This is a genomic window from Pseudomonas sp. LBUM1653, from assembly GCF_059716115.1.
The window spans coordinates 4,514,360-4,536,279 of the sequence record NZ_CP166803.1; the positions used below are offsets into that span (position 1 = coordinate 4,514,360).

The 21,920-nt window shown below is 60.8% G+C and carries 23 protein-coding genes; 14 read left to right on the plus strand and 9 right to left on the minus strand.

What is annotated here, in order from left to right; all coding sequences use genetic code 11:
* The first annotated feature begins 174 nt into the window (after positions 1-174).
* The 3 genes from ACA054_RS20190 (at position 175) to ACA054_RS20200 (ending at position 1,188) form a co-directional block, all read left to right on the plus strand.
* Positions 175-423: a hypothetical protein gene (locus tag ACA054_RS20190; protein ID WP_497685839.1), complete on the plus strand. Its 249-nt coding sequence runs from the start codon at positions 175-177 to the stop codon at positions 421-423.
* Positions 424-577: 154 nt separating this feature from the next.
* Positions 578-808, plus strand: a complete 231-nt coding sequence (locus tag ACA054_RS20195) for a hypothetical protein (RefSeq protein ID WP_497685840.1) — start codon at positions 578-580, stop codon at positions 806-808.
* A gap of 140 nt (positions 809-948) precedes the next feature.
* Positions 949-1,188 (plus strand): DUF2789 domain-containing protein, encoded by a 240-nt coding sequence (locus ACA054_RS20200; protein WP_110750803.1) that lies wholly within the window; start codon positions 949-951, stop codon positions 1,186-1,188.
* 2 nt (positions 1,189-1,190) lie between these two features.
* Here the strand turns inward: ACA054_RS20200 and ACA054_RS20205 are convergent, their stop codons facing one another.
* The 3 genes from ACA054_RS20205 to ACA054_RS20215 form a co-directional block, all read right to left on the minus strand.
* Positions 1,191-1,400, minus strand: coding sequence for a hypothetical protein (locus ACA054_RS20205; protein WP_497685841.1), 210 nt, complete (start codon positions 1,398-1,400; stop codon positions 1,191-1,193).
* A gap of 120 nt (positions 1,401-1,520) precedes the next feature.
* The gene (locus ACA054_RS20210) at positions 1,521-3,185 is read right to left on the minus strand and encodes a methyl-accepting chemotaxis protein (protein WP_497685842.1); all 1,665 of its coding nucleotides are present in this window, start codon (positions 3,183-3,185) and stop codon (positions 1,521-1,523) included.
* Positions 3,186-3,372: 187 nt separating this feature from the next.
* Positions 3,373-3,777: a TraR/DksA family transcriptional regulator gene (locus tag ACA054_RS20215; RefSeq protein WP_007907888.1), complete on the minus strand. Its 405-nt coding sequence runs from the start codon at positions 3,775-3,777 to the stop codon at positions 3,373-3,375.
* A 364-nt stretch (positions 3,778-4,141) separates the two neighbouring features.
* On the opposite strand from ACA054_RS20215, the gene ACA054_RS20220 reads away from it, so the two are divergent.
* Positions 4,142-4,753 (plus strand): glutathione S-transferase, encoded by a 612-nt coding sequence (locus ACA054_RS20220; RefSeq protein ID WP_497685843.1) that lies wholly within the window; start codon positions 4,142-4,144, stop codon positions 4,751-4,753.
* A gap of 222 nt (positions 4,754-4,975) precedes the next feature.
* Here ACA054_RS20220 and ACA054_RS20225 read toward each other — a convergent pair whose 3' ends face one another.
* Positions 4,976-5,905 (minus strand): hypothetical protein, encoded by a 930-nt coding sequence (locus ACA054_RS20225; RefSeq protein WP_497685844.1) that lies wholly within the window; start codon positions 5,903-5,905, stop codon positions 4,976-4,978.
* 278 nt (positions 5,906-6,183) lie between these two features.
* Between ACA054_RS20225 and ACA054_RS20230 the strand changes: the two genes are divergently transcribed.
* A complete protein-coding gene (locus ACA054_RS20230) occupies positions 6,184-6,867 on the plus strand; it encodes a response regulator transcription factor (protein ID WP_497685845.1) in 684 nt (227 codons plus the stop codon).
* Complete coding sequence (locus ACA054_RS20235; protein ID WP_497685846.1) at positions 6,845-8,239, plus strand: sensor histidine kinase; 1,395 nt, start codon at positions 6,845-6,847, stop codon at positions 8,237-8,239. The genes ACA054_RS20230 and ACA054_RS20235 overlap by 23 nt, the downstream gene beginning before the upstream one ends.
* A gap of 116 nt (positions 8,240-8,355) precedes the next feature.
* Here ACA054_RS20235 and ACA054_RS20240 read toward each other — a convergent pair whose 3' ends face one another.
* Genes ACA054_RS20240 through ACA054_RS20250 form a run of 3 tightly spaced genes read right to left on the minus strand, consistent with a single transcriptional unit; the run spans position 8,356 to position 10,610 of the window.
* Entirely contained in the window at positions 8,356-8,766 is a 411-nt protein-coding gene (locus tag ACA054_RS20240) for an SRPBCC family protein (protein ID WP_497685847.1), read from the minus strand.
* Between the two features lie 27 nt (positions 8,767-8,793).
* A complete protein-coding gene (locus ACA054_RS20245) occupies positions 8,794-9,591 on the minus strand; it encodes an SDR family NAD(P)-dependent oxidoreductase (RefSeq protein WP_497685848.1) in 798 nt (265 codons plus the stop codon).
* A gap of 2 nt (positions 9,592-9,593) precedes the next feature.
* Positions 9,594-10,610, minus strand: a complete 1,017-nt coding sequence (locus ACA054_RS20250) for an aldo/keto reductase (protein ID WP_497685849.1) — start codon at positions 10,608-10,610, stop codon at positions 9,594-9,596.
* 115 nt (positions 10,611-10,725) lie between these two features.
* Between ACA054_RS20250 and ACA054_RS20255 the strand changes: the two genes are divergently transcribed.
* Positions 10,726-11,625, plus strand: a complete 900-nt coding sequence (locus tag ACA054_RS20255; RefSeq protein WP_497685850.1) for a LysR substrate-binding domain-containing protein — start codon at positions 10,726-10,728, stop codon at positions 11,623-11,625.
* Positions 11,626-11,751: 126 nt separating this feature from the next.
* On the opposite strand, the gene ACA054_RS20260 is transcribed toward ACA054_RS20255, so the two are convergent.
* Complete coding sequence (locus tag ACA054_RS20260; RefSeq protein WP_497685851.1) at positions 11,752-13,095, minus strand: MFS transporter; 1,344 nt, start codon at positions 13,093-13,095, stop codon at positions 11,752-11,754.
* A gap of 283 nt (positions 13,096-13,378) precedes the next feature.
* Between ACA054_RS20260 and ACA054_RS20265 the strand changes: the two genes are divergently transcribed.
* Positions 13,379-14,812 carry an aldehyde dehydrogenase family protein gene (locus ACA054_RS20265; protein WP_497685852.1) on the plus strand — a complete coding sequence of 478 codons (1,434 nt, stop codon included), beginning with the start codon at positions 13,379-13,381 and terminating at the stop codon, positions 14,810-14,812.
* Positions 14,813-15,096: 284 nt separating this feature from the next.
* Here the strand turns inward: ACA054_RS20265 and ACA054_RS20270 are convergent, their stop codons facing one another.
* The gene (locus tag ACA054_RS20270; RefSeq protein WP_497685853.1) at positions 15,097-16,362 is read right to left on the minus strand and encodes an OprD family porin; all 1,266 of its coding nucleotides are present in this window, start codon (positions 16,360-16,362) and stop codon (positions 15,097-15,099) included.
* 195 nt (positions 16,363-16,557) lie between these two features.
* Between ACA054_RS20270 and gcvA the strand changes: the two genes are divergently transcribed.
* The 6 genes from gcvA (at position 16,558) to ACA054_RS20300 (ending at position 21,920) form a co-directional block, all read left to right on the plus strand.
* Positions 16,558-17,463, plus strand: coding sequence for a transcriptional regulator GcvA (gene gcvA / locus ACA054_RS20275; RefSeq protein ID WP_497685854.1), 906 nt, complete (start codon positions 16,558-16,560; stop codon positions 17,461-17,463).
* Between the two features lie 94 nt (positions 17,464-17,557).
* The gene (locus ACA054_RS20280; RefSeq protein ID WP_497685855.1) at positions 17,558-18,463 is read left to right on the plus strand and encodes an NAD(P)-dependent oxidoreductase; all 906 of its coding nucleotides are present in this window, start codon (positions 17,558-17,560) and stop codon (positions 18,461-18,463) included.
* Between the two features lie 375 nt (positions 18,464-18,838).
* On the plus strand, positions 18,839-19,198 hold the full coding sequence (locus ACA054_RS20285; RefSeq protein WP_497685856.1) for a Zn-ribbon domain-containing OB-fold protein: 360 nt from the start codon (positions 18,839-18,841) through the stop codon (positions 19,196-19,198).
* Positions 19,195-20,340: a thiolase family protein gene (locus tag ACA054_RS20290; RefSeq protein WP_497685857.1), complete on the plus strand. Its 1,146-nt coding sequence runs from the start codon at positions 19,195-19,197 to the stop codon at positions 20,338-20,340. Before ACA054_RS20285 ends, ACA054_RS20290 begins: the two co-directional genes overlap by 4 nt.
* A gap of 4 nt (positions 20,341-20,344) precedes the next feature.
* Positions 20,345-21,103 carry an SDR family NAD(P)-dependent oxidoreductase gene (locus tag ACA054_RS20295; RefSeq protein WP_497685858.1) on the plus strand — a complete coding sequence of 253 codons (759 nt, stop codon included), beginning with the start codon at positions 20,345-20,347 and terminating at the stop codon, positions 21,101-21,103.
* A gap of 10 nt (positions 21,104-21,113) precedes the next feature.
* Positions 21,114-21,920, plus strand: coding sequence for an enoyl-CoA hydratase/isomerase family protein (locus ACA054_RS20300; protein ID WP_497685859.1), 807 nt, complete (start codon positions 21,114-21,116; stop codon positions 21,918-21,920).

The following is a 21,920-nucleotide window of genomic DNA, read 5'->3' on the forward strand; positions in this document are numbered from 1 at the left end:
CTTTAAGGAAAAAACTCTTATAAAAAAGCACTTTTCTTACATATCGCTAGCCAGAAATTGCTTTAGATAAGCCTTGTCCACCCACCAGTGACGCTGATTCTAGAGCAGCGATGCTCACCGAGACTACCCATAACGACGTACATTACGTCGGCAAACCTACGAAAAGGACTTCATATGTGCACACTGACACACTTTGCCCATCCCCAGGCATCTTACTCCAACACCCCACCTTCCCTGCACCCCACGGTGTTTCTTGCTGCCGAAGCCGCCCCCCGTGCCCCTTCGCCACCACGATTTCACGTGGTCCTGGCGGGCATCGCTTTCTTTCATATCAAGGAAACTTCCACGGGGCACGTAAGAGGTTTCCGCGGCGATCATAACCAGGCCTGCGCCCTCGCCCGCGCGCTCGAGTCACGTATGTGACACTTTCGTCCCGTTTTCCCTTGAAGATTTCGTCAGGCCGGCGACTTTACTCAGCCGCAGGCAGGCAACTGCTGCCATACTGCCCGACCAATCAAACGCGCCTGGCTGTGGCGGGCGCGTTAAACAACAATATTTTTCATGGGAAGGCTGCAACGTGACGGAATTTGATATCGGCGAGTTTTTCATCAGGGGCGAAGCCAGAGAGATCGACGGCGAATTCCAGGCCGTGATTGTGATGCGCGCCAAACCGCCGCTGAAAACCGTGACCTATTATCAGGTCGAGAAAGATCGCTGGTTCAAGTCCTCCGACATCGCCGCCCTCGCCGCACAGGAATCGGCCAGGGAACTGAAGGCCGCCGTCGATGCAGGTGCCTTGAAAACCTGATACGTGGATTTGCGGTCTATGCTCACTGCTGCGTTTGAACATCGTTTTCGAACTTACTGAAGCACGGCTCCCTCAGATGCATCAGAGACGTTCTTCATCTCTCTCACTCGACGCGACCTATGACCTGCAAGGAGATCAAGATGGAATCACCGACCCACGACTTGAAAGGCTTGTTCGACCAGCTCGGCCTGGATTCCAGCCAGCGAGCCATTGACGATTTCATTGCCAGCCATTCCCCCCTGCCCGACGACAAGAAACTCATCGATGCCGAGTTCTGGACCCCCCAACAGGCAGGCTTCCTCAAAGAACAACTGCGTGAAGACGCCGACTGGGCGCGGGTGGTCGACGACCTGAACCTGCGCATGCATCAGGTTCACTAGCCTCACGCACAGTGAAAGTTGCCTGGCGTTTCGGCGCACAATTGCGCCAACCAGGCAGCCTTGCACTCTTCGGCTTCATTGCGACTGGAATAAGCCGTGCCACGGCGTTCGCCATTAAGCAGCACCACCCAGCAGATACTTTGCCCCAATGCCCGCAAACTGGCGGGCACTCCACTGCCGATCATGACCGCGACATCAACTTTACTGTGCATGCTGCGCCTCGAATTCCGTTAGCAACCTAACTAATAGAGGTATGGTAACGACTACACAGGCGCGGAAACAATATCGACTTTGTACAGCTTAGTTACCAAAATTGTAACAATAGCCGTCCATCATCGAGGGTTTTCCGGCTTATACCCCAAGCGCAAACCACCCCAATGGCGCCCCTTGAGCATGATCGGTACTGACAGGTCGTGCATCAGTTCGCCGGTATCGCGGGTATAGGTTTGCAACAGAACAGCCTGTTGATGACTGCCACAGCGGATCCCCGTCCGGTCGCCGAACTTGCGTTTGCTGCGGTTGTGCAGGGTATCGCGCTCTATATCGCCGGTCAGTGGCTGGCTGAACGACTGGTTATGCGTCGGCACATAGCCCTGCTGGGTGCAGGCAATGGCGAACACCAGGCCTTCGTGGCGTGGCAGCAGCGGCTCCTGGATCGCGGGCAGGACCTGATCGGTGTAACGATCGAAACGCGTCCGGTATTTGGGCGGGTGGGTATCGGGGATCGCCTGGTAATGGCGGTCGAACAGGTCTTCGAGGCTGATGTGCCCCGCAACGATGTCTGCCTCGAAACGCGCCGCAATCTGGCTCGCGCCTTCCCGGGCCAGGTCGTAGATCCGCTGGTGGTAGTCATCCAGGCCGACTTCGGCGAGGCGCTCGCTGATGGTCTCGGCCTGGCCTTCCATCTGCACCGCTGCCAGGGCCAGGCGCTGGGTCTGTTGGTCGCTGATGGCCAGGTCACTGCGCATCTGCTCGATGGCGTGGAACAGGCTATCGAGTTGTTCGCGGTTGGTTTCAGCACCGCGGGCGATCTCCCCGACCTGGCTTTCGACACTGGCAGCCAGGCGGGCGATGTTTTCCAGGTGCTGGCCCGTGTTTTCGACCTGCGCGACGCCGGTGTCGAGGTCACTGGACAACTGGCGGATCTGCTCGACCACTTGCGTGGTGCGGTGCTGGATATCGGCCACCATCTCCCCGACTTCTCCGGTAGCGGTGGCGGTACGCGCGGCAAGCCCGCGAACCTCATCGGCCACCACCGCGAAGCCACGACCGTGTTCTCCCGCCCGCGCCGCTTCGATTGCCGCGTTCAAGGCCAGCAAGTTGGTCTGGCTGGCAATGGACTGGATCACCAGCGTGACCCGCTGAATTTCATCGCTACGCAGGCTCAGGGCTTCGATCAGCTCACGGCTGTTGTTGGCCCGCTGGCTGAGCTGGTGCATGCGTGCAATGGACTCGATCAATTCGGTACGCCCAGCCACGCCGCTTTGATGCGCTTCACTCGCGGCACTCAGGGCCTGACGACTGAGGGTCGAGGTGGCCTGCTCGGTGGCAATCATGACTTGCGCATTGCCGACGATTTGCGCCGCCGCACCCAGTTGCGATTGCAACTTGTCGGCCAGTTGCTTGACCGAGAAGGCCACGCCGGCGGCTGACAGAGCGTTATGACTGGTGGTGTAGGAAAGTTCGCGGGTTAACGCCGAGAGCGCGCTGGACGTATCGGCAGGCATCGCTTCGGGCATTGCGCGAGTACGCAGTCGCGGCAGCCAGATGACCAGCACGGCCAACGGCAGGGCCAGGTAGAGCGACCAACCGCCCAGGGTCATGCCACACAACAACAGCACCAGGGCGATGCTTTGCAGGGTCGGCGTCAACCAGCGGTTTTTCGGCAAAAGCACTGGTGCAGGCACTGCCGCAACCAGAGATCCGTCACTCGTCATCTTTTTCACCCCGCAAATTTCTAGTTGTTGTCTTCGCATTAAACGCCAGCATAAGGCCATGATCCATGAGCCTTTAGTCGGGGACGTTGCAGCAGATCAATAGAAGTTCGGGGGATTTGTGTAGACGTCAAAAAGCAAGGATCGCAGCCTGCGGCAGCTCCTACGGGGGTTCACTTGAACTTGCAGGAGCTGCCGAAGGCTGCGATCTTTTCGAGGCAGCCCCGCTTAAATGGGCTACCCAACAGAATCAGGCCTGACGCTGGTGCTTGTCGATTTGCTCGTGACGTTCTTGAGCTTCGATGCAGTACTTGGTGGTCGGGCTGATCAGCAGGCGCTTGAGGCCAATTGCCTCGCCGCTGTCATCGCACCAGCCGAAGCTGTCTTCTTTGATGCGTTCCAGGGCTTGTTCCAACTGAGGCAGCATGCGCTGATCACGATCGATCGCATTCACCAGCCAGGTGCGCTCTTCTTCGACGGAAGCAGCGTCAGCCGGGTCGGCCGGGGTGTCCAGGCTTTCGATGGCGATGCGGTTCTGTTCGATGCGCTCATGGGTTTCGACTTTCATGTTCTGCAACAGCTCAGAGAAAAAAGCATGTTGCTCGGCATTCATGTAGTCATCCGCCGGCATGGCCAGCAACTTGTCCTTTGTCATTGATATCTCTATAAAAAAACGTGCATTAAGGCGAATTAGGGAGCGTTGCGGCGGACCATCGAAGGTCATCGCAAAGGCGCCGTTTATACCAAGCGCCACCCGGCACTCAATTTACGAGGGGCGGCAGTCTAAGGCCGACTTGAGGCCTCAGCAACTGAAAAGACAGCGAATTTGTCCGACAAAGCCTCGAAAATGCTCTATGGCGGGCATCCAGGCGGATATCGGAGTGCGTTTATAGCAAGAAATTCAATCCTGCGAAGCTTATATAGAAGACAAACCGCTGAGCTGCATGCCCCGGTTTGCAGGTCGACCGGGCTCAGCTAAGGTTGTCGCTCGCGTAATGGCTATCTCAAGGAGCGGTTATATGAAGCTGATCGGCATGCTGGATTCACCTTACGTGCGACGCGTCGCCATTTCTGCCAAGCGCCTGGGCATCGCCCTGGAGCACGAATCGGTGTCGGTGTTCAGGACCTTCGAGCAATTTCGGCAAATCAACCCGGTGGTCAAGGCGCCTACCCTGATACTGGATGACGGTGAAGTGTTGATGGATTCGACGCTGATCATCGATTACCTGGAGGCATTGGCCGGCCCGGATCGCAGCTTGATGCCTGCGGGTATCGAACATCGCCTGCGGTCACTGCGACTGATTGGCCTGGCGTTGGCCGCCAGTGAAAAGTCGGTGCAGCTTTATTATGAACGCAACCTGCGCCCGGCAGAGATCCAGTTCCAGCCTTGGGTCGAGCGAGTCGAGGGGCAATTGGCGGCCGCCTATTCGGCGTTGGAACGGGAGCTGGCAAAGCAGCCGCTGAAAAGTGACGGCTCGATTGACCAGGCTGGTATTACCCTCGCTGTTGCGTGGAGCTTTACCCAGTACGTGGTGCCGGATCAGGTCGCGGTTGAGCGGTTCCCAAGAATCGCTGCGTTCACCCACTATGCTGAAGGGCTCGAGGTGTTTATCGACACGCCGATTGACTGACGGCGTAACGGCCCACCGCATCGCCAGCAAGCCGGCTCCTACAGGTGCGTGTCACAGCTTTACGTCCACACACAAAAACGCCGCTCCTGCTAAAAAGGCAGAAGCGGCACAGGCACGAGGCCAGGAACTATCAGCTCATGTAAACAACGCGATCAGAATGATGATCGGGATCGGTATGCCGAGAAATAACAGCAGTAATGAACGCATGATGATTCTCCTGGGTTAGCGAACAGGTGTGGTGTTTACGTAAGTGTCGGTTTCCATATACACCACGGCATCCCGACGACGACCTCCAAATGTTGCTGCAAGGCTGGCGAAGAACGCACCGGCCAGCAGCGCGACGAACATCCACAAGGTGGTCCAGGCAGCGACTTTGGCGGCGGTGTCAGCAGCTTGTTGCGCAGCCAGCTTGGCGTCGGCTACAGCTTTCTGGGTACGGGCATAGACTTCATCAACTCGACGTTCAGCGTCCGCTTGCGTCATGTTGGTCCGCTGCGCCACCAGTTGCGCCAGGTAGGTGCGGTCTTCAGGGGACAACTTACCGTCGCTCAGGGAGCGCACGAAAATGCGCGTCACAGTACCCCGGGCGGCGTCATCGCTGACGGCAGCCGGCTGGTCAGTACGAAACAGGCTGTCGATGTAGTAGCCATACTGATCACTGTCGGTATTGGCTGCCGCGGTGCCCGCCGCTGCTGTCATTGCAGTGGCGGCGCCACCGGCAACCTGCGCCCCGGCCTGCACTCCGCCACTGACGATGCTGCTGACCGAACCGGCCACCAGCGTCGCCGTCACCAACGTCGCCACGCACCATGCAAGAAAGCCGTGGGCGGTGTCGCGGAAATAAACTTCATCGCCATGCATGTAAGCCCACTTCACCCGCAGCCGGCCGGCGATGTAGCCACCGGCCCCGGAAGCGACGATTTGCGTGACGGCCAGCCAGACAATCGTCGATATGCCCAGGCCCTTGGCGCTCATGCCTTCATTGGCCCACGGCGAAACCGCCGAGAACCCCAGGCCGAATCCGAGCAGCACCAGGATCAGCGACAACGCCGCCGCAGCCGCGGCCCCGGCGAAGATCGCACCCCAGGACACGCCGGACACCGTGGTCGACTCATCCGTGGCGGGATAGAAACCTTCAGAGGATCTATTCATTGTTGTATCGCTCCAGGCAGAAAGATGGTGTTACAAGTCTCAAAGGAGCAATTGCAGTCACCGTGCCAGTCGCGGGTTTTTAATAAATCCTGCTCTTTCAACGGGTTAGAAAATTTGAACTTCCACGACCCATGCAATATGCAACGAAAGGGTGGACGCAGCGGGTTTTATGCATTGGCCGAGGATGGATTTGTCCATGAACTTTTATTTAGTAAGCCTGCGATCATTTCTTGGCAAAATGGCGCACAACGTTGTGAACATCTAATCAGGCCAGCCCTATGACCCGCATCTTGACCATCGAAGACGACGCCGTGACCGCCCGGGAAATCGTCGCCGAACTGAGCAGCCACGGCCTCGACGTCGATTGGGTCGATAACGGTCGAGAGGGTCTTGCGCGTGCGGTCAGCGGCAACTATGACCTGATCACCCTCGACCGTATGCTGCCCGAGCTCGACGGCCTGGCGATTGTCACCACGTTGCGCACCATGGGTGTGGCCACGCCGATCCTGATGATCAGCGCCCTCTCCGACGTCGACGAGCGCGTGCGCGGCTTGCGTGCCGGGGGCGACGATTACCTGACCAAACCCTTCGCCACCGATGAAATGGCCGCCCGGGTCGAAGTCCTGCTGCGCCGTCAGAACACCGTGACCGCGCAAGCCACCACGTTGCGGGTGGCGGACCTGGAACTGAACCTGATCAGCCACGAAGCCAGCCGCGACGGCCAGTTGCTGACGCTATTGCCCACTGAGTACAAGTTGCTGGAATTCTTGATGCGCAACACCGGGCAAATCCTCTCGCGGATGATGATTTTCGAAGAGGTCTGGGGTTATCACTTCGACCCCGGCACCAACCTGATCGACGTGCACATCGGCCGCCTGCGCAAGAAGATCGACCCACCTGGCAATGTTCCACTGATTCGAACGGTGCGAGGCTCGGGTTATGTCATTGCCGAACCCGTCTAAAGGCTGGCGCTCTTCCAGCAGTCGCTTGCTGGCGCTGTACAGTGCGCTGTTCGTGGTCTGGAGCGGGATTCTCATGGGCGTCATGTACTACGAGGTATCCGCTTACCTGGACAACCTGGCCAAGCATTCGCTGATGCAACGCCAGCACTTGTTCTCGCGCTTCCAGGGTGAACAACTGCTGGACGCCCTCGCCGTCAGCATGACCTTCGACATCCGTGGCATCGACGCCTATGGCCTATTCGACAGCCAGCGTCGCTACCTCAGCGGCGCGCTGGACCATATCCCTCACGGTTTGCCGCTGGATGGCAAGATCCACATGCTCAGCGACTGCGCCGGCTCCGACGACCCGACGCTGCCCAATGACAGCTGCGACGCCGTGGCCACCCAGACCCGCGATGGCCTGTGGCTGGTGCTGGTGCGTGACAACGGCTCGCTGTTTGCCGTGACGCGGATCATTTTGCACGCGCTGCTCTGGGGGGTGACCCTGACCATCCTGCCGGGCATCGTCGGCTGGCATTTGTTGCGCCGCCGCCCGCTAAGACGGATTCGTGCGATCCAGGCCAGCGCCGAAGCCATTGTCGCCGGTGACCTGACCCGACGTTTGCCGCTGTCCAATCGCCGCGACGAACTGGACATGCTTGCTGCCATCGTCAACGCCATGCTCGAACGCATCGAGCGTCTGATGCACGAGGTCAAGGGCGTCTGCGACAACATTGCCCACGACCTGCGCACCCCCCTGACCCGCCTGCGCGCGCAGCTCTACCGCATGCAACAACAGGCCGGCGAAGGCTCGGCGCAAGCGGCACAACTGGATCTGGTGCTTGGCGAGGCCGATACGCTGATGGCACGCTTTCGCGGCTTGCTGCGGATTTCCGAACTGGAGGATCGCCAGCGCCGTTCCGGCTTCGTGCAGCTCGACCCGGTGCCGTTGCTGCAGGAACTGCATGACTTCTACTTGCCCCTGGCGGAAGACGATGGCCTGACGTTTGAATTGCTGTTACCGCAATCATTGCCGCCACTCAATGGCGACCGCGCCTTGTTGTTCGAAGCGGTGGCCAATCTGTTGAGCAACTCGATCAAATTCACCCCGCCCGGTGGCCAGGTGATTTTGCGTGGGGTCAATGAAAGCGGACATACCCGCATCGAAGTACTCGACTCCGGCCCGGGTATTCCGGAGGCCGAACGGGTGGCGGTGTTCCAGCGTTTCTATCGGGCCGAGGCGGGCAATCAGAAAAGCGGTTTCGGGTTGGGGCTGTCGATCGTCGCGGCGATTGTGAGCCTGCACGGGTTTACGTTGGAGGTGGGAACGAGTGAGTTGGGTGGGGCGCTGTTGGTGCTGGATTGTCGGGAGAGTTTGATTACCCAGACCTGATACAAAACCTGTGGGAGCGAGCCTGCTCGCGAAGGCGTCAAGTCAGTCGATATCAACGTTGACTGACACGCCGCTTTCGCGAGCAGGCTCGCTCCCACAGGGGGTTGTGGTGTTTGTCAGGTTGGGTAATTTGCCCGCAGGGCCTCGAGGCCACCCTGATAAATCCCGGTAAACAACGCCACCACTTCCTCGTCACTCACACCCACCGGCTCGAACCGACCGGACCAGGTCACCCGGGCGCCCTGCCTCTGCGCTTCTACCTTGATCGTCGCCAGATAATCAGTGGCCGGAAACGGCGCCTGCAAGATCGAGTAACTGTAGGTTTTGCCATCGTTGTCGAACGCTTGCAGACGTTCGATCACCACCGCGCCGTCCGCCGTCTGCAGGCTGCGCACCCGTCCGCCTTCGCTGAGCTCACTCTTGGGAATGAACGGCAGCCAGTCCGGCAGCGAATTGAAGCCGCCGATCAATTGCCAGACCTGATCGGCCGAGGCCGGGATGTCGATGAATGCTGATGCAGTTGCCATGTAATGCTCTCTCTTAATCTATCAGGTTCAAATGGCCATGCTGTCGACAACGCCGCCGTCGACTCGCAGGGCTGCGCCAGTGGTGGCCGAGGATAGCGGCGAAGCGATGTACGCCACCAGGTTCGCGACTTCCTCGACATTCGCCACGCGCTGGATGATCGACGTCGGCCGCGCCTTGCGCACAAAGGCGTCGGCTTCTTCCTGAACACTGCGACCGGACGCGGCAATGGCATCCTTGAGCATCAGCTCCACGCCGTCGGTCAACGTCGGGCCCGGCAGGATCGCATTGACCGTTACCCCAGTGCCCGCCAGCCGTTTGGCCAGTCCGTGGGACACCGCCAGGTTGGCGCTTTTGGTCACGCCATAGTTGAGCATGTCCGCGGGGATCGCGATCCCGGATTCCGAAGACAGGAAAATCACCCGTCCCCAGCCCTGCTTGACCATGTCCGGCACGTAATGCCGGGACAGGCGTACACCGGAGATCACGTTGACCTCATAGAAGCGCGTCCACTCGCTATCGGGCGTGTCGAAGAAATCCACCGCGTTGTAGATCCCCAGGTTGTTCACCAGAATATCTGCCCGCGGCTCGGCGGCGAACAGTTTCTCGGCGCCTTCAGCCGTACCGAGATCCGCCGTCAGCCCGCGCAATTGTGCGCCGGGCACCTGCTGGCGAATGCTCGCCAGTGCCTGCTCGACCTTGTCCGTCTCACGGCCGATCACCACTACCGTGGCGCCGGACTCGGCCAGTGCCTTGCTGATGCCCAGACCAATGCCGGCAGTGCTGCCGCTGACAATCGCCAGTTTTCCACTCAGATCGATTTTCATGCTCAAGCTCCAATGATCGGCAACGGTGCGCGCTCGGACACCAGCTTCGCTTCACGCATCGCTTGCCAGAAAGCGGCGGGAATCACCGCCGACAATGCGGCCACATCCTCGGCAATCCGCTCTGGACGGCTGGCACCTGGAATCACCGCTGCCACGGCCGGGTTGGCCAACGAGAATTGCAACGCCGCCGCTTTGATATCGACGCCATGGGCGGCAGCGATACGTTTGATCTGCTCAACTTTATTGATGATCGCCGGGCTGGCTTTTTGGTACTCGAAATGCGCGCCACCGGCGAGGATGCCCGAGCTGTAAGGGCCACCGACCACGATCTCGACGTTTTGCGCCAGCGCCGCGTCCATCAAGCGTTGCAACGCGCGGTCATGGTCGAGAAGAGTGTAGCGACCCGCCAACAGAAAACCGTCAGGCTGCGCTTCGCTCAGATCAAGGGTCAATTCGCACGGCTCGACCTTGTTCACACCCAGGCCCCAGCCCTTGATCACGCCTTCTTCACGCAAGCGGGTCAACACCTTGAAGGCGCCGGTGCGGGCCTGGTTGAAGTACTCCAGCCATTGATCGCCGTAGAAATCCTGGGCGATGTCATGCACCCAGACGATGTCCAGGCGATCGGTTTGCAAACGCTTGAGGCTGTCTTCGATCGAACGCAGCGTCGCATCGGCGCTGTAGTCATTGACGATCTTGTTCGGGCGACCGTGTTCGAACACCCCGCTCTTCTCACCCAGATCACGGGACGCGGCGTCTTCGACTTCGTCAAGGATCACCCGGCCGACCTTGCTGCTGAGCACATAGTCATCGCGGTTGTAGCGCGACAGCGCTTGGCCGAGGCGAATTTCCGACAGACCCGAACCGTAGAACGGTGCGGTATCGAAGTAACGCACGCCGGCATCCCAGGCGGCATGGACGGTGGCTTGCGCTTCTTCTTCGGGAATGGCGCGGAACATGTTGCCCAGAGGTGCAGTGCCGAAACCCAGTGCGCCGGGCAGTTTGTCTTTCAAGCTCATATTCAAATCCTCATCAGTTCAGTGGTCTGGTGGTGACCGTTGAGCAGATCCTAGATTGCGACGTTCGGACCGTCCAAGACATAATGTGCAGCACTTGAGTCCCCAGAGGTCTGACATGATCGACATCCGCCAATTGCGCTACTTCGTCGCCGTCGCCGAAGAAGAACACGTCGGTCGCGCCGCCGAACGCCTGCACATTTCCCAGTCGCCCCTGAGCCGGCAGATCGCCCAGCTCGAAGAACGCCTGGGCCTGACCCTGTTCGAGCGCAGCCAGCAACGCATCCGCCTGACCCGCGACGGCCAGACCTTCCTCGCCGAAACCCGCGCGCTGCTGACCCACGCCAATCGGCTTGAATCCCTCGGCAAACGCCTGGGGCGTGGCGAGGAAGGCGGCCTGTGCATCGGCTACATCGAAAACGCCATGCACGCCGGCGTCCTGCCCAATGCCTTGCGCGTGCTGCGTGGTGACCGGCCGAACGTGCACGTCGCGCTGTACAACATGAGCTCCAGCGAACAACTCGAAGGCCTGCGTCAGCGTAGTCTGGATATCGCCCTGGTCAGCGAGCCGCCGACCGATGACGACCCTGACCTGCTGGGCTTCCAGGTGCTGGACGACCCGATGTTGCTGGCGCTGCCCGAACATCACCCGCTGGCCAGCCAGGCGCAACTAACCGCCGCCGACCTCGCCGAGCAGGAATGGATCGGCGTGCAGCACCACCAGAATGTCAGCAGCCGCGAAAACTTCGTCAGCGCCTGCATCCGCGCCGGCTTCACTCCGGATATCCGCATGGAAGCCACCGGCCCCTTCACCGCAATGGCTCTGGTGGCATCGGGGCTGGGCATCGCCATGATTCAGAAAGGCTTGAGTCGCAACGCACCGCCGGGCGTGGTGCTGCGGGAAGTGCCGTGGATTCCCCTCACCAGACCGCTGTGGGCGGCGTGGCACCGGATCAATCTGCGGCCATTGGTGGAGACGTTCAGGAAGGTGTTGACGGAGCCGGGGTCGGACATATGATCGTTCCCACGCTCTGCGTGGGAATGCCTCAAGGGACGCTCCGCGTTCCAACTCGCGAAAGGGACGCGGAGCGTCCCGGGCTGCATTCCCACGCAGAGCGTGGGAACGATCAGTACAGGGTTTGGATCAACGCAACGCCTGCCCCCGCGTCTCCGGCATCCTCAGATAAACCACCAAGCTGATCGCACTGATCACCGCCAGGTAAATCCAGAACAACCCGCCATACCCCCAACCCGCCATCGCCGCCATCAGGTATGGCGCGGTGCCACCGAACAGGGTCACCGACAAGGCGTAGGGCAAGGCAATGCCGGTGACGCGGACCTCGGCCGGGAATTGCTCGGCCATGGTCACCGCCGACGCCGCGCCGAAGCCGGTCATGATCACCATCGACACGGTCTGGATCAATGTCACTTCCATCAGACTGATCCCGCTGTGCAGCAACCCGAAGCTCGGCCAGGCCCACAGGATCGAAGCGATGGCAAAGGCGATCAGCACCGGACGGCGCCCGACCCGATCCGCCAGTTTGCCGGCGAACGGCAGCAGCACCAGCGACACGCCAACGGAAATCACCCCGGCCAGCAAGGTGTCGCGGATCGACATGCCGGTGATCAGGTGCACCTGATTGGGATAGCTGACCATCCACACGTAATTGAGCAAGTTGCCAGCCATGGCGATGCCGATCACGCGCATGGCATCGCGGCGATGACTGAACAGCAGCTCACGGATCGGGCGTTTCTTGCTGTGGGAAGCAACCCGCGACTTGAAGATTTCGGTTTCATGTACCGACAGACGAATCCACAGGGTAATCAAGCCCATCAGTGCCGCGATCACAAATGCCAGGCGCCAGCCCCAGTCGTACAGCGCAGTGTCACTGCCCATCGAAGCGAGCGCAAACCCGAGCAGGAACGACACCAGGGTGCCGGCGTTAATGGCGAACCATTGCCAGGACCCGGCGAACGCCCGGCGATGCGCGGGGGCAGACTCGATCAAAAACGCTGATGCCGACCCGAACTCGCCACCCGCCGAGAAACCCTGGACCAGACGGGCAAGTACCAGAATGATCGGCGCGGCAATGCCGATGCTTTCATAGTTGGGGCAGATACCAATCACCAGCGAAGCCACCGACATCAGCAGGATCGACAGCGTCAGGCCTTTTTTGCGGCCATAACGGTCCGCCAGTTGGCCCAGCACCGCGCCGCCGATGGGGCGCATGATAAAGCCGACGGCAAACACCGCCAGTACCGACAGCAAAGCAGTTACGCCGTCACCGGCGGGGAAAAATTGCTTGGCAAGGATGGAGGAGAATGTCGCGTAGATCACCCAGTCGGTGTACTCGACGATGGTACCCAGGGTGGCAGCGACAATGGCTTTTTTCTCGGCACGGTTGAGTCGCCGACCCTCGGATTGCAGGCTCGCAGTTGCAGTGGATGACGACGGCAGTTGACCGTCCACTGTGTTGTAGTTGCTCATTTTCAAGACTCCCGTGGGCGCTGTTATTGTTGACCTTTGAACGCGGCCCCAGCGTTGCTACGGGATAAATATCCGGCGTTGCCGACCTTTCGTGTAGCGAGTTTTCCGGACGGTTCGGTTGACTAAATATCAATCCATTGCCTTGAGGTTTTCTCAACGCACTGCCCTTTAAAACTCGGTTGAAGGGTGATCGGTGAGCAGCCGTAATGGCAGGCAATCATGGGGCTGCCCACGACCCTCCCCATGAGTACCGACAAGAACAGCTTCACGAGGAGAACCGGCAATGTTTGATAGAACCCACAGCTTCATCGACGGGCGCCATACGCCACCGCTGGATGGCCAATACGAAGACAAGATCGACCCGCGCACCGGCGAAAAACTCAACGAAGTGGCCAACAGCGGCCCGGCCGACGTGGCCATCGCCATCGATTCCGCCGCCGCGGCGTTGCAAGTCTGGCGCGACATGCGCCCGGCCGAGCGCGGACGCATCCTCAACGATTTCGGGCGCCTGATCCGCGCCAGTGAAAGCACCCTCGGCGCCCTGGAACGGGCCGAAACCGGCAAGCCTGGCCGGGAAATGGCGCAACTGATGGACCTGACCGCGCAATATTTCGAGTTCTACGGCGGCATCGTCAATGTCATGGACGGCGAAGTGATCAACCAGGGCCCTAACTACCACGTCTACACCCGCCGCGATCCGTTCGGCGTGATCGGCGTGATCCTGCCCTGGAACGCCCCGCTGCATCAGGCCGCCCGCGCCATCGCCCCGGCCCTGGCCACCGGTAACACAGTGGTGGCGAAACCGTCCGAGCACACCTCGGCGTCGCTGGTGGAACTGGCACGCATGGCCGTCGAGGCCGGCATTCCACCGGGCGTATTCAACGTGATCGTCGGCAAGGGCAGCATCATCGGCCCGGCCATGGCGCATAACCCGCACATCCGCAAAATCTCCTTCACCGGCGGCATTCGCGCCGGCCAGGAATTGGGGCACATCGCGGCGGATCGGATTCTGCCATTGACCCTGGAACTGGGGGGCAAGTCGGCCAACATCGTCTTCGACGACGCCGACCTCGACGCCGCCGCCAAAGGCTCGACCCTGGCCTTCACCTGGAACAGCGGCCAATGGTGCGCGGCGGGCACACGCTTGCTGGTACAGGAATCGATCTACCAGCGTTTCGTCGACAAACTGGTGGCCGAAGTCGGTCAACTGCGCGTAGGCCCGCAAGATGACGCGACCTCAGGCCCCATCACCACCCACGCGCAATTTGAAAAAATCCAAAGCTACTTCGCTATCGCCGAACGCGAAGGTCTCAAGCCAGCTATCGGCGGCAAAGTCGCCAGTCATCCGGGCTACGAAAACGGCTGGTACATCGAACCCACCGTGTACACCGGCGTGACCAACGACATGACGTTGGCCAAGGAAGAAATCTTCGGCCCGATTGTCTGCGTGATTCCGTTCAAGGACGAAGCCGATGCCTTGCGCATCGCCAACGACAGCGAATTCGGCCTTGGCGCCGGGATCTGGAGCCGCGACATCGGGCGCGTGCACCGGGTCGCTGCGCAACTGGAGGCAGGGCGCATCGTGGTCAACGAATACAGCGGCGGGTTCGTGCAGACACCGTGTGGTGGGTTCAAGCAGAGTGGTTACGGGCGTGAGCAAGGGGTGGATGCGTTGGCGCATTACACGCAGTTGAAGTCGGTGATTATTCGGCTCTGAAGTATTCGCCGAAACCCGAAGGCGCAGCATGGCTGCGCCTTTTTATTTCCCGACAAATTCAACATCCTTGCCGTCTGACACTCCGCTTTCGCGAGCAAGCTCGCTCCCACATTTGATTGATGTCGTACACGGTATTTGCGCCCACTGAAGATCCAGTGTGGGAGCGAGCTTGCTCGCGATGAGGTCAGCACATTCAGCATCCATGTTGACTGACCCACCGCTATCGTCGGAGCGCCGCCCGGAGCAAGCTCGCTCCCACAGGTTTTGCGGTTTGATCAGGCATATCACCACAGTGCCAACGAATACGTAACGATCAACCGATTCTCATCAATATCACTGGAAAAATTGCTCCGCGCACTGGCGTTTTTCCACTTCACCCCAAGGTTCTTCAACGGTCCGCTCTGGATCACATAACCCAATTCGGAATCACGCTCCCACTCTTTGCCCGCCCTGGCGCGAGTGCGCACGCTGACGTCCTCACCCGACAGATAACGGGTCATGAAGGTCAGGCCCGGAATGCCCAGCGCGGTAAAGTTGTAGTCATAGCGCGCCTGCCATGAACGCTCGTCCTGGTTGCCGAAATCGTTGATCTGCACCAGATTGACCAGGTAGCCATCGGTGCCATTGATGTTGGCGAAACCCGTGTCGCCACTCATGCGTTGATACCCCAGGCCCACCGAGTGGCCGCTGGCGCTGTAGGTGAACATCGCACCAAGAGCCGAATTGTCGACATTGCTGCCGCCGCTGTCGAGGCTACGGGCCCAGCGCAGGTCGGAGCTGAAAGTCTGCCCTTCGCTGATCGCCCATTTGTGGTTGAGGGTCAGGTAATGCTGGCGGTAAATCCCTTCGAGCTCACCGTAGTGATAAGCCGTGCTCAGCGATGGCGTCCAGCGATACGTGGCCCCGGCAAAGTCGAAACGGTCACTGGTGGCATGACGGCCAAGGCGGATGTTGCGCGCCACGCCGTTGTAGACGCTCATGTCCTCAAAGTCGGAGGAATTGCGCAGTTTGGTCTGGTCGAGGCGGCCGAAGTCCAGGGACAGGTTGTCGACATCGGCACTGTTGAGCCAGGCACCACGAAAGGTTTGCGGCAGCAGGCGCGAGTCGTTGTACATCACCACCGGCATTTTCGGCAGCAGCGTTCCGGCTTTCAGGGTGCTCTTGGCCAGGCGCAGTTTGCCGGTGGCGCCGAGTGCGCCGTACTGGTCTTCGGCGCGTCCGCCGGGCCCGCGCGCGGTGTTGAGCAAGCCGGTGCCGCTGCGGTCCGGCGCGGAGTCGAGCTTGATACCGACCAGGCCAATGGCGTCGAAACCGACGCCAATCAGGCCTTCGGTGTAGCCCGATTCAACCCGCAGGATCAAACCCTGCGCCCACTCCTCGGCCTTGCTCTGGGCCACGCCGGATTGGCGAAAATCGCGATTGAAGTAGTAATTGCGCAGCTCAAGATTGGCCTTGCTGTCCTGAAAAATATCGGCGCAGGCCGGATTGAATACGGTGCTGGCTGCGATGCAAACAGCCAGGCGTGAAAGCATTGGGAAGGCGTTGTTCATGGGCGCGTTTCTCTTATTGTTGTCAGGTTCGAGCACGCCCCGGACAGGCGCGCGAACGTCGATCCTGAAAGCCAGGCCCGGGCCCGACAATCGAGAAAAACACCCCGCTGCCTTGAGTTTTAATCAAGTGGGTTTAGGCTCTTCATTACGTACACTGCGCGCCGCTCCTCCCATAAGAACAAGGGTTTGCCCACTATGGATCGTCTGCCTCCCCTCAATGCCATCCGCGCATTCGAGTCCGTCGCCCGGCATCTGAGCATCACCCTGGCCGCCGATGAATTGAACGTCACGCCGGGAGCGGTCAGTCGGCAGATCCGCACCCTGGAAGAATTTCTCAAGCTCGATCTGTTCGTGCGCGGCCACCGGCAGATCACCCTCACCGCTGCCGGCGAGCAGTATTTCCGTGCGGTGGCGCGGGTGGTCGAAGACCTGCGCGGGGCAACCAAAAAACTCATGTCACCGCCCCGCCGCCGCCAGCTCAAGGTGCGCGCCTACACCACGTTCGCCATGCAGTGGTTGATTCCGCGGCTGGCGAGTTTTCATGCGCAGAACCCCAAGATTGAAGTGCTGCTGACTGCATCGCTGGAGCCGGTGGATTTCTACAAGGAAGACATCGACGCTGCGATCCGCCTCGGTTCCGGCGAATGGCCCAACTGCAATTGCTATGTGCTCAGTGACAACCAATTGGCACCGGTGTGCAGCCCGTCACTGTTGCAACACGGTCCGGGATTGCAAACCCCGGCCGACATCGCCGGCTACACCATGCTGCATTCCATCGCCCGCCCCGAAGACTGGCGCTACTGGCTGGAAGCCGCCGGGGTCAGTCGCGAAGTGGATGCCCTGGCCGGCATGTCCTACCAGAGTTCTTCGATGGTCTACGCCGCCGCGGTCGGCGGTCAGGGCATCGCCATGGCGCAGCTGTTCATGGTCAGCAAGGAGTTGCAGGATGGCAGTTTGATCCGGCCGTTCGAGCAGGTGGTGGACATGGGCGTGTACACCTATTACCTGCTGACGCCGCGGCACCGCGAGGAAAGTGACGACCTGCGGATTTTCCGCGAGTGGTTGCTTGAGCAGGCGCGTATCACCCGCGATCAGGCTTGAGATTTAGTCAACGCAGCGCGGCGTAAAACTGCTTTGTCGGTCATTTACCGGCATGACTAGCATGGGTCTCCGACGACAAAAAAAGAGACCCGTCATGACTACTCCTGATCGCCCTTCCATCGGCTTTATCGGCCTCGGTGCCATGGGCCAGAAAATGGCCCGCCATCTGCTCGACAAGGGCTTCGACCTGAACCTGTTCGACCCCAACCCGCTCGCCCTGGCGCCTCTACTGGCACAGGGCGCGCGCCAACATGCAACGCCTCGGCAAGTGGCCGACCATGCGCAAATCGTGCTGATCTGTGTACCCACGCCGGACATTGTCGAACGCGTGGTGCTGGGGGCCGACGGGGTGATCCACGGCCAACAGATCAACATCCTGGTCGACCACTCCACCACCGCCCCGAGCCTGGCCCGGCGCCTGCACGCCGAACTCGCCGAACGCGGCATCGACGCTCTCGATGCGCCGTTGGCCGGGGGTGTCGCCGGCGCGCAGAACGGCACGTTGTCGGTGATGGTGGGCGGTGACCTTGCCGCCTACCAACGCTGCGAGTCGGTATTCGCGGCGTTCGGCAAGAAAGTCGAACACATTGGAACGGAGCCGGGATTGGGGCAAACCCTGAAACTGGTCAACAACATGATCGTCGCCGCAACCCTGGTCGCCACCAGTGAAGCCATGCTGTTCGGGGTCAAGGCCGGGCTCGATGCGCGGCAGATGGTCGAGATGCTCAACGCGAGCACCGCGCGCAGTTTCACCAGCGAACAGATACTTGCGGGGACTGTGATGCGCCGGGAATTCGATTTCGGCTTTCGTCTGGATCTGATGCGCAAGGATGTGAGGCTGTTTCTGGCCGAAGCGGAGAATGCCGGGGCACCAGTGTTTACCAGTTCGGTGGTGAAGCAGTTCTTCGATCAGGCACTGAGCGAGGGTGATCCGGCGCGGGATATGACGAATGTCGTGCAGGTGCTGGAGCGCTTGGCAGGTGTGACATTGCAAGGCTGACAGGCTGAACACCATACCTGTGGGAGCGAGCCTGCTCGCGATGAGGCCGGCACACTCAACATCTGTTTCGGCTGACCCACCGCCATCGCGAGCAGGCTCGCTCCCACTGTTGATCGATGTCGTACAAAGCTTTGGTGTTCGCCGCAGATCCACTGTGGGAGTGAGCCTGCTCGCGATGAGGCCGGCACATTCAGCATCTTTTTCGACTGCCCCACCGTCATCGCGAGCAGGCTCGCTCCCACAGGTTTAGTATTCTCCATGGCTTGATTTTTTCTCAACCCACCCCGGTTTTTATATCGTTTGTCGGACCTCCCGCCCCTGCCCGACCATGACCTCCAGCGCTCGCTCGCGAGCCCATAACAACAGGAGGTCATCATGAGTTTTTCCACGCCCGTCTGGGCCGCCACCACGCCGCCGAGCCTGCGCGCCTCGCGCCATCGCCACAGCGGTGAAATCTTCTTCCCTGCCGTGATTGATGAATCGCCGCTGAGCAGCCAGTTCGACGACACCGTCCTCGACACCGAGGGCCAGGTCTACAGCTTCACCATCATGCACCCGAGCCCGAAAAGCGGCCTGCCACCCTTCGTCCTCGCCTACGTCGACCTGCCCGGCCAGGTGCGTTTGTTCGGGCGCCTGATCGACAGCCCTGCCCGCGCCGCCATCGGCGACAAATGGCGGGTGATCGCCGACGACACCTACGGCTACGTTTTCCAATCCCTGGAGGCACGTCCATGAGCCAGATGCATGTAATGGGCGGCGCGATGACCGTCTTCGGCCGTCACCCAGGCGTGATGGCGCCGGAACTGGCGCAACGGGCGATTCTGGATGCAGTGGCCGATGCCGGCCTGCAACTGGCCGACATCCAGGCGGTGTACTGCGCCAACGTGCTGGGCGGGATGATCCTCGGCCAGGTGATCCTGCGTGACCTGGGACTCAAGGGCATTCCGGTCTACAACATCGAAAACGCCTGTGCCAGCGGCGCCACGGCGGTGCATCTGGCGCGTCACGCCTTGCTGGCCGGGCAGTACGAGCGGGTGCTGGTGTTTGGCATCGAGCAACTGACCGCCCTGGGCGGCGGTATGATCCCGATGCAGCGCAACGACCGCATGACCGATCTGTACGCCACGGCTGGAATGGTCTTGCCAGCGGTCTACGCGATGCGCGGCACGCGTTTCCTCCACGAGCGCGACGCCAAGCCTGCCGACCTCGCCGCCGTGGCAGTGAAGAACCGCCGTCACGGCTCACTCAACCCATTCGCCCAGCAACGCACAGAAGTGACGCTCGAAGAAGTACTGGCCTCACGGATGATCGCCGACCCGCTGACCCTGCTGCAGTGCTGCCCGTCGCAAGTGGACGGCGCCGCCGCGCTGGTGCTGGGCAACAAGCCGGGCCCACACAGCAAAGACGTAAAAGTACTGGGCTCGATCATCGTGTCGGGCCTGCGCGAGAGCGGTGACGAGGACATTCTCGACGCCGAAATCACCGCCCGCGCCGCGCGCCTGGCCTATGAACAGGCCGGTGTTTCCCCGACCGACATCGGCGTGGTCGAGTTGCACGACGCCTTCACCATCGCCGAGCTGCTGTATTACGAAGCCCTGGGGCTGGCCGCGCCGGGTGACGCCGTCGCGCTGCTGCATTCGGGCGCCACATCGCTTGGCGGCCGAGTGCCGGTCAATCCAAGCGGCGGTCTGCTGGCCAAGGGGCATCCATTGGGCGCCACGGGCGTTGCGCAAATGGTCGAGTTGTTCTGGCAGTTGCAGGGTCGCGCCGGCGACCGCCAGGCAGGCACCCCGCGCCTGGGCCTGGCGCAATGCACCGGCGGCGGTATCGCCGGGGTCGACCATGCGGCGTCCGCCGTGCACATTCTTGGAGTCTGAAGCCATGAACAACTTTTCTATTGGTCAAGTCGCTGTTGTTACCGGCGCGGCACGTGGCATCGGCCTGAGCATTGCGCACCGCTTGGCGCAACAAGGTGTTTTTGTCTACCTGCTGGACCGCGACGAACAGGCGCTGAACAGCAGCATCGAGGCTTTGCTGGCTGAAGATTTACAGGTTGCCGGCATCGCCCTCGACCTGACCGAAGGCGAGGCCGTCAACGCGGCATTCGCACAAATTCGCGAGGCCCATAATCGCTTGGATTTCCTGGTGAACAACGCCGGCGTGGTGCGCGATAAACGCTTCCTCAACATGACCGAACAAGACTGGGACCTGGTGGTGGATACCAACCTGAGGGCGCAATTTCTCTGCTGCAAGGCGGCCCTGCCGCTGATGTTGGAGAACGCCTTTGGACGCATCGTCAACATGTCTTCGCGAGCCTGGCTCGGCGGTTTCGGCCAGGCCAACTATTCGGCAGCCAAGGGTGGCGTGGTCAGCCTGACCCGCAGCCTGGCCATTGAGTTCGCCGCCAAGGGCATCACCGTCAATGCCATCGCACCGGGCATCGTCGACACGCCGCTGTTCCAGAGTTTCGCCCCCGAAGTGCAGGCGAAACTCAAGGACACCGTGCCGGTGAAACGCATCGGCACGCCCGATGACATCGCCAACGCCGTGGAGTTTTTCCTCGCCCCGGCCAGCAGCTACGTCACCGGGCAAACCCTGTATGTCTGTGGCGGACGCAGTCTGTCCTCGGCCAGTGTGTGAGGTGAGCGCCATGTCAGTCACCTTCGAAATACACGGCGCCGTGGCGCTGATCACCCTGGATCGGCCGCAAGCGCTCAACGCCCTCGACCTGGACTCGCTGCAAGCCCTGCGCGGTCATCTGCTGCAAGTGCGCGACCGTCGTGAACTGCGCGCCGCCGTCATTACCGGCAGCGGTGAACGGGCGTTCTGCGTCGGTGCCGACCTCAAGAGCACGCGGCAATCAAAGGCCTCCTATGCCGAGGCGCTGTTCTTGGCCAACGATGCAGCGGCAGATGCCGGGCTCTATATCCGCCAGATGGACCTCACTGATCTGGACCTGCACAAGCCGTTGATCGCCGCGATCAATGGCCACTGCCTCGGCGGTGGCCTGGAGCTGGCGTTGCAATGCGACCTGCGCATCGCCAGCGACAGCGCCACCTTCGGTTTGCCCGAAGCAGTGGTCGGCTCGATCCCGGCAGTCAGCGGTCTGCATCGACTGATGCGCGCCGTGCCACCGGCCCACGCGCTGCAAATGGCCCTGACCGGCGCACGCATCGACGCTGTTCGTGCCGAGTCCATCGGTTTGATCTCCGAACGCCTGGACAGCCGCGCAGCCTTGCTGAACCGAGCAATGGAACTGGCGCAATTGATTGCCCGGCAAGCACCGCTGGCGATTCAGGCCTTGCAAACCCTGGCCCGCAGCACCGCGCATTTGAGCGATCGCGAGGCCCAACGCCTGACCGAGCTGTATTGGGGCGTGCTTCGCGATACCGAAGATCGCATCGAGGGCCGCCAGGCATTCGCCGAAAAACGCACGCCGAATTACACCGGGCGCTAA

Excerpts from the sequence above, each read along its gene's own strand:
- ACA054_RS20190 (WP_497685839.1), top strand. The coding sequence starts at position 175 with ATGTGCACACTGACACACTTTGCCCATCCCCAGGCATCTTACTCCAAC.
- ACA054_RS20200 (WP_110750803.1), top strand. The coding sequence starts at position 949 with ATGGAATCACCGACCCACGACTTGAAAGGCTTGTTCGACCAGCTCGGC.
- ACA054_RS20205 (WP_497685841.1), bottom strand. The coding sequence starts at position 1,400 with ATGCACAGTAAAGTTGATGTCGCGGTCATGATCGGCAGTGGAGTGCCC.
- ACA054_RS20210 (WP_497685842.1), bottom strand. The coding sequence starts at position 3,185 with ATGGCCTTATGCTGGCGTTTAATGCGAAGACAACAACTAGAAATTTGC.
- ACA054_RS20215 (WP_007907888.1), bottom strand. The coding sequence starts at position 3,777 with ATGACAAAGGACAAGTTGCTGGCCATGCCGGCGGATGACTACATGAAT.
- ACA054_RS20220 (WP_497685843.1), top strand. The coding sequence starts at position 4,142 with ATGAAGCTGATCGGCATGCTGGATTCACCTTACGTGCGACGCGTCGCC.
- ACA054_RS20225 (WP_497685844.1), bottom strand. The coding sequence starts at position 5,905 with ATGAATAGATCCTCTGAAGGTTTCTATCCCGCCACGGATGAGTCGACC.
- ACA054_RS20230 (WP_497685845.1), top strand. The coding sequence starts at position 6,184 with ATGACCCGCATCTTGACCATCGAAGACGACGCCGTGACCGCCCGGGAA.
- ACA054_RS20235 (WP_497685846.1), top strand. The coding sequence starts at position 6,845 with ATGTCATTGCCGAACCCGTCTAAAGGCTGGCGCTCTTCCAGCAGTCGC.
- ACA054_RS20240 (WP_497685847.1), bottom strand. The coding sequence starts at position 8,766 with ATGGCAACTGCATCAGCATTCATCGACATCCCGGCCTCGGCCGATCAG.
- ACA054_RS20245 (WP_497685848.1), bottom strand. The coding sequence starts at position 9,591 with ATGAAAATCGATCTGAGTGGAAAACTGGCGATTGTCAGCGGCAGCACT.
- ACA054_RS20250 (WP_497685849.1), bottom strand. The coding sequence starts at position 10,610 with ATGAGCTTGAAAGACAAACTGCCCGGCGCACTGGGTTTCGGCACTGCA.
- ACA054_RS20255 (WP_497685850.1), top strand. The coding sequence starts at position 10,726 with ATGATCGACATCCGCCAATTGCGCTACTTCGTCGCCGTCGCCGAAGAA.
- ACA054_RS20260 (WP_497685851.1), bottom strand. The coding sequence starts at position 13,095 with ATGAGCAACTACAACACAGTGGACGGTCAACTGCCGTCGTCATCCACT.
- ACA054_RS20265 (WP_497685852.1), top strand. The coding sequence starts at position 13,379 with ATGTTTGATAGAACCCACAGCTTCATCGACGGGCGCCATACGCCACCG.
- ACA054_RS20270 (WP_497685853.1), bottom strand. The coding sequence starts at position 16,362 with ATGAACAACGCCTTCCCAATGCTTTCACGCCTGGCTGTTTGCATCGCA.
- gcvA (WP_497685854.1), top strand. The coding sequence starts at position 16,558 with ATGGATCGTCTGCCTCCCCTCAATGCCATCCGCGCATTCGAGTCCGTC.
- ACA054_RS20280 (WP_497685855.1), top strand. The coding sequence starts at position 17,558 with ATGACTACTCCTGATCGCCCTTCCATCGGCTTTATCGGCCTCGGTGCC.
- ACA054_RS20285 (WP_497685856.1), top strand. The coding sequence starts at position 18,839 with ATGAGTTTTTCCACGCCCGTCTGGGCCGCCACCACGCCGCCGAGCCTG.
- ACA054_RS20290 (WP_497685857.1), top strand. The coding sequence starts at position 19,195 with ATGAGCCAGATGCATGTAATGGGCGGCGCGATGACCGTCTTCGGCCGT.
- ACA054_RS20295 (WP_497685858.1), top strand. The coding sequence starts at position 20,345 with ATGAACAACTTTTCTATTGGTCAAGTCGCTGTTGTTACCGGCGCGGCA.
- ACA054_RS20300 (WP_497685859.1), top strand. The coding sequence starts at position 21,114 with ATGTCAGTCACCTTCGAAATACACGGCGCCGTGGCGCTGATCACCCTG.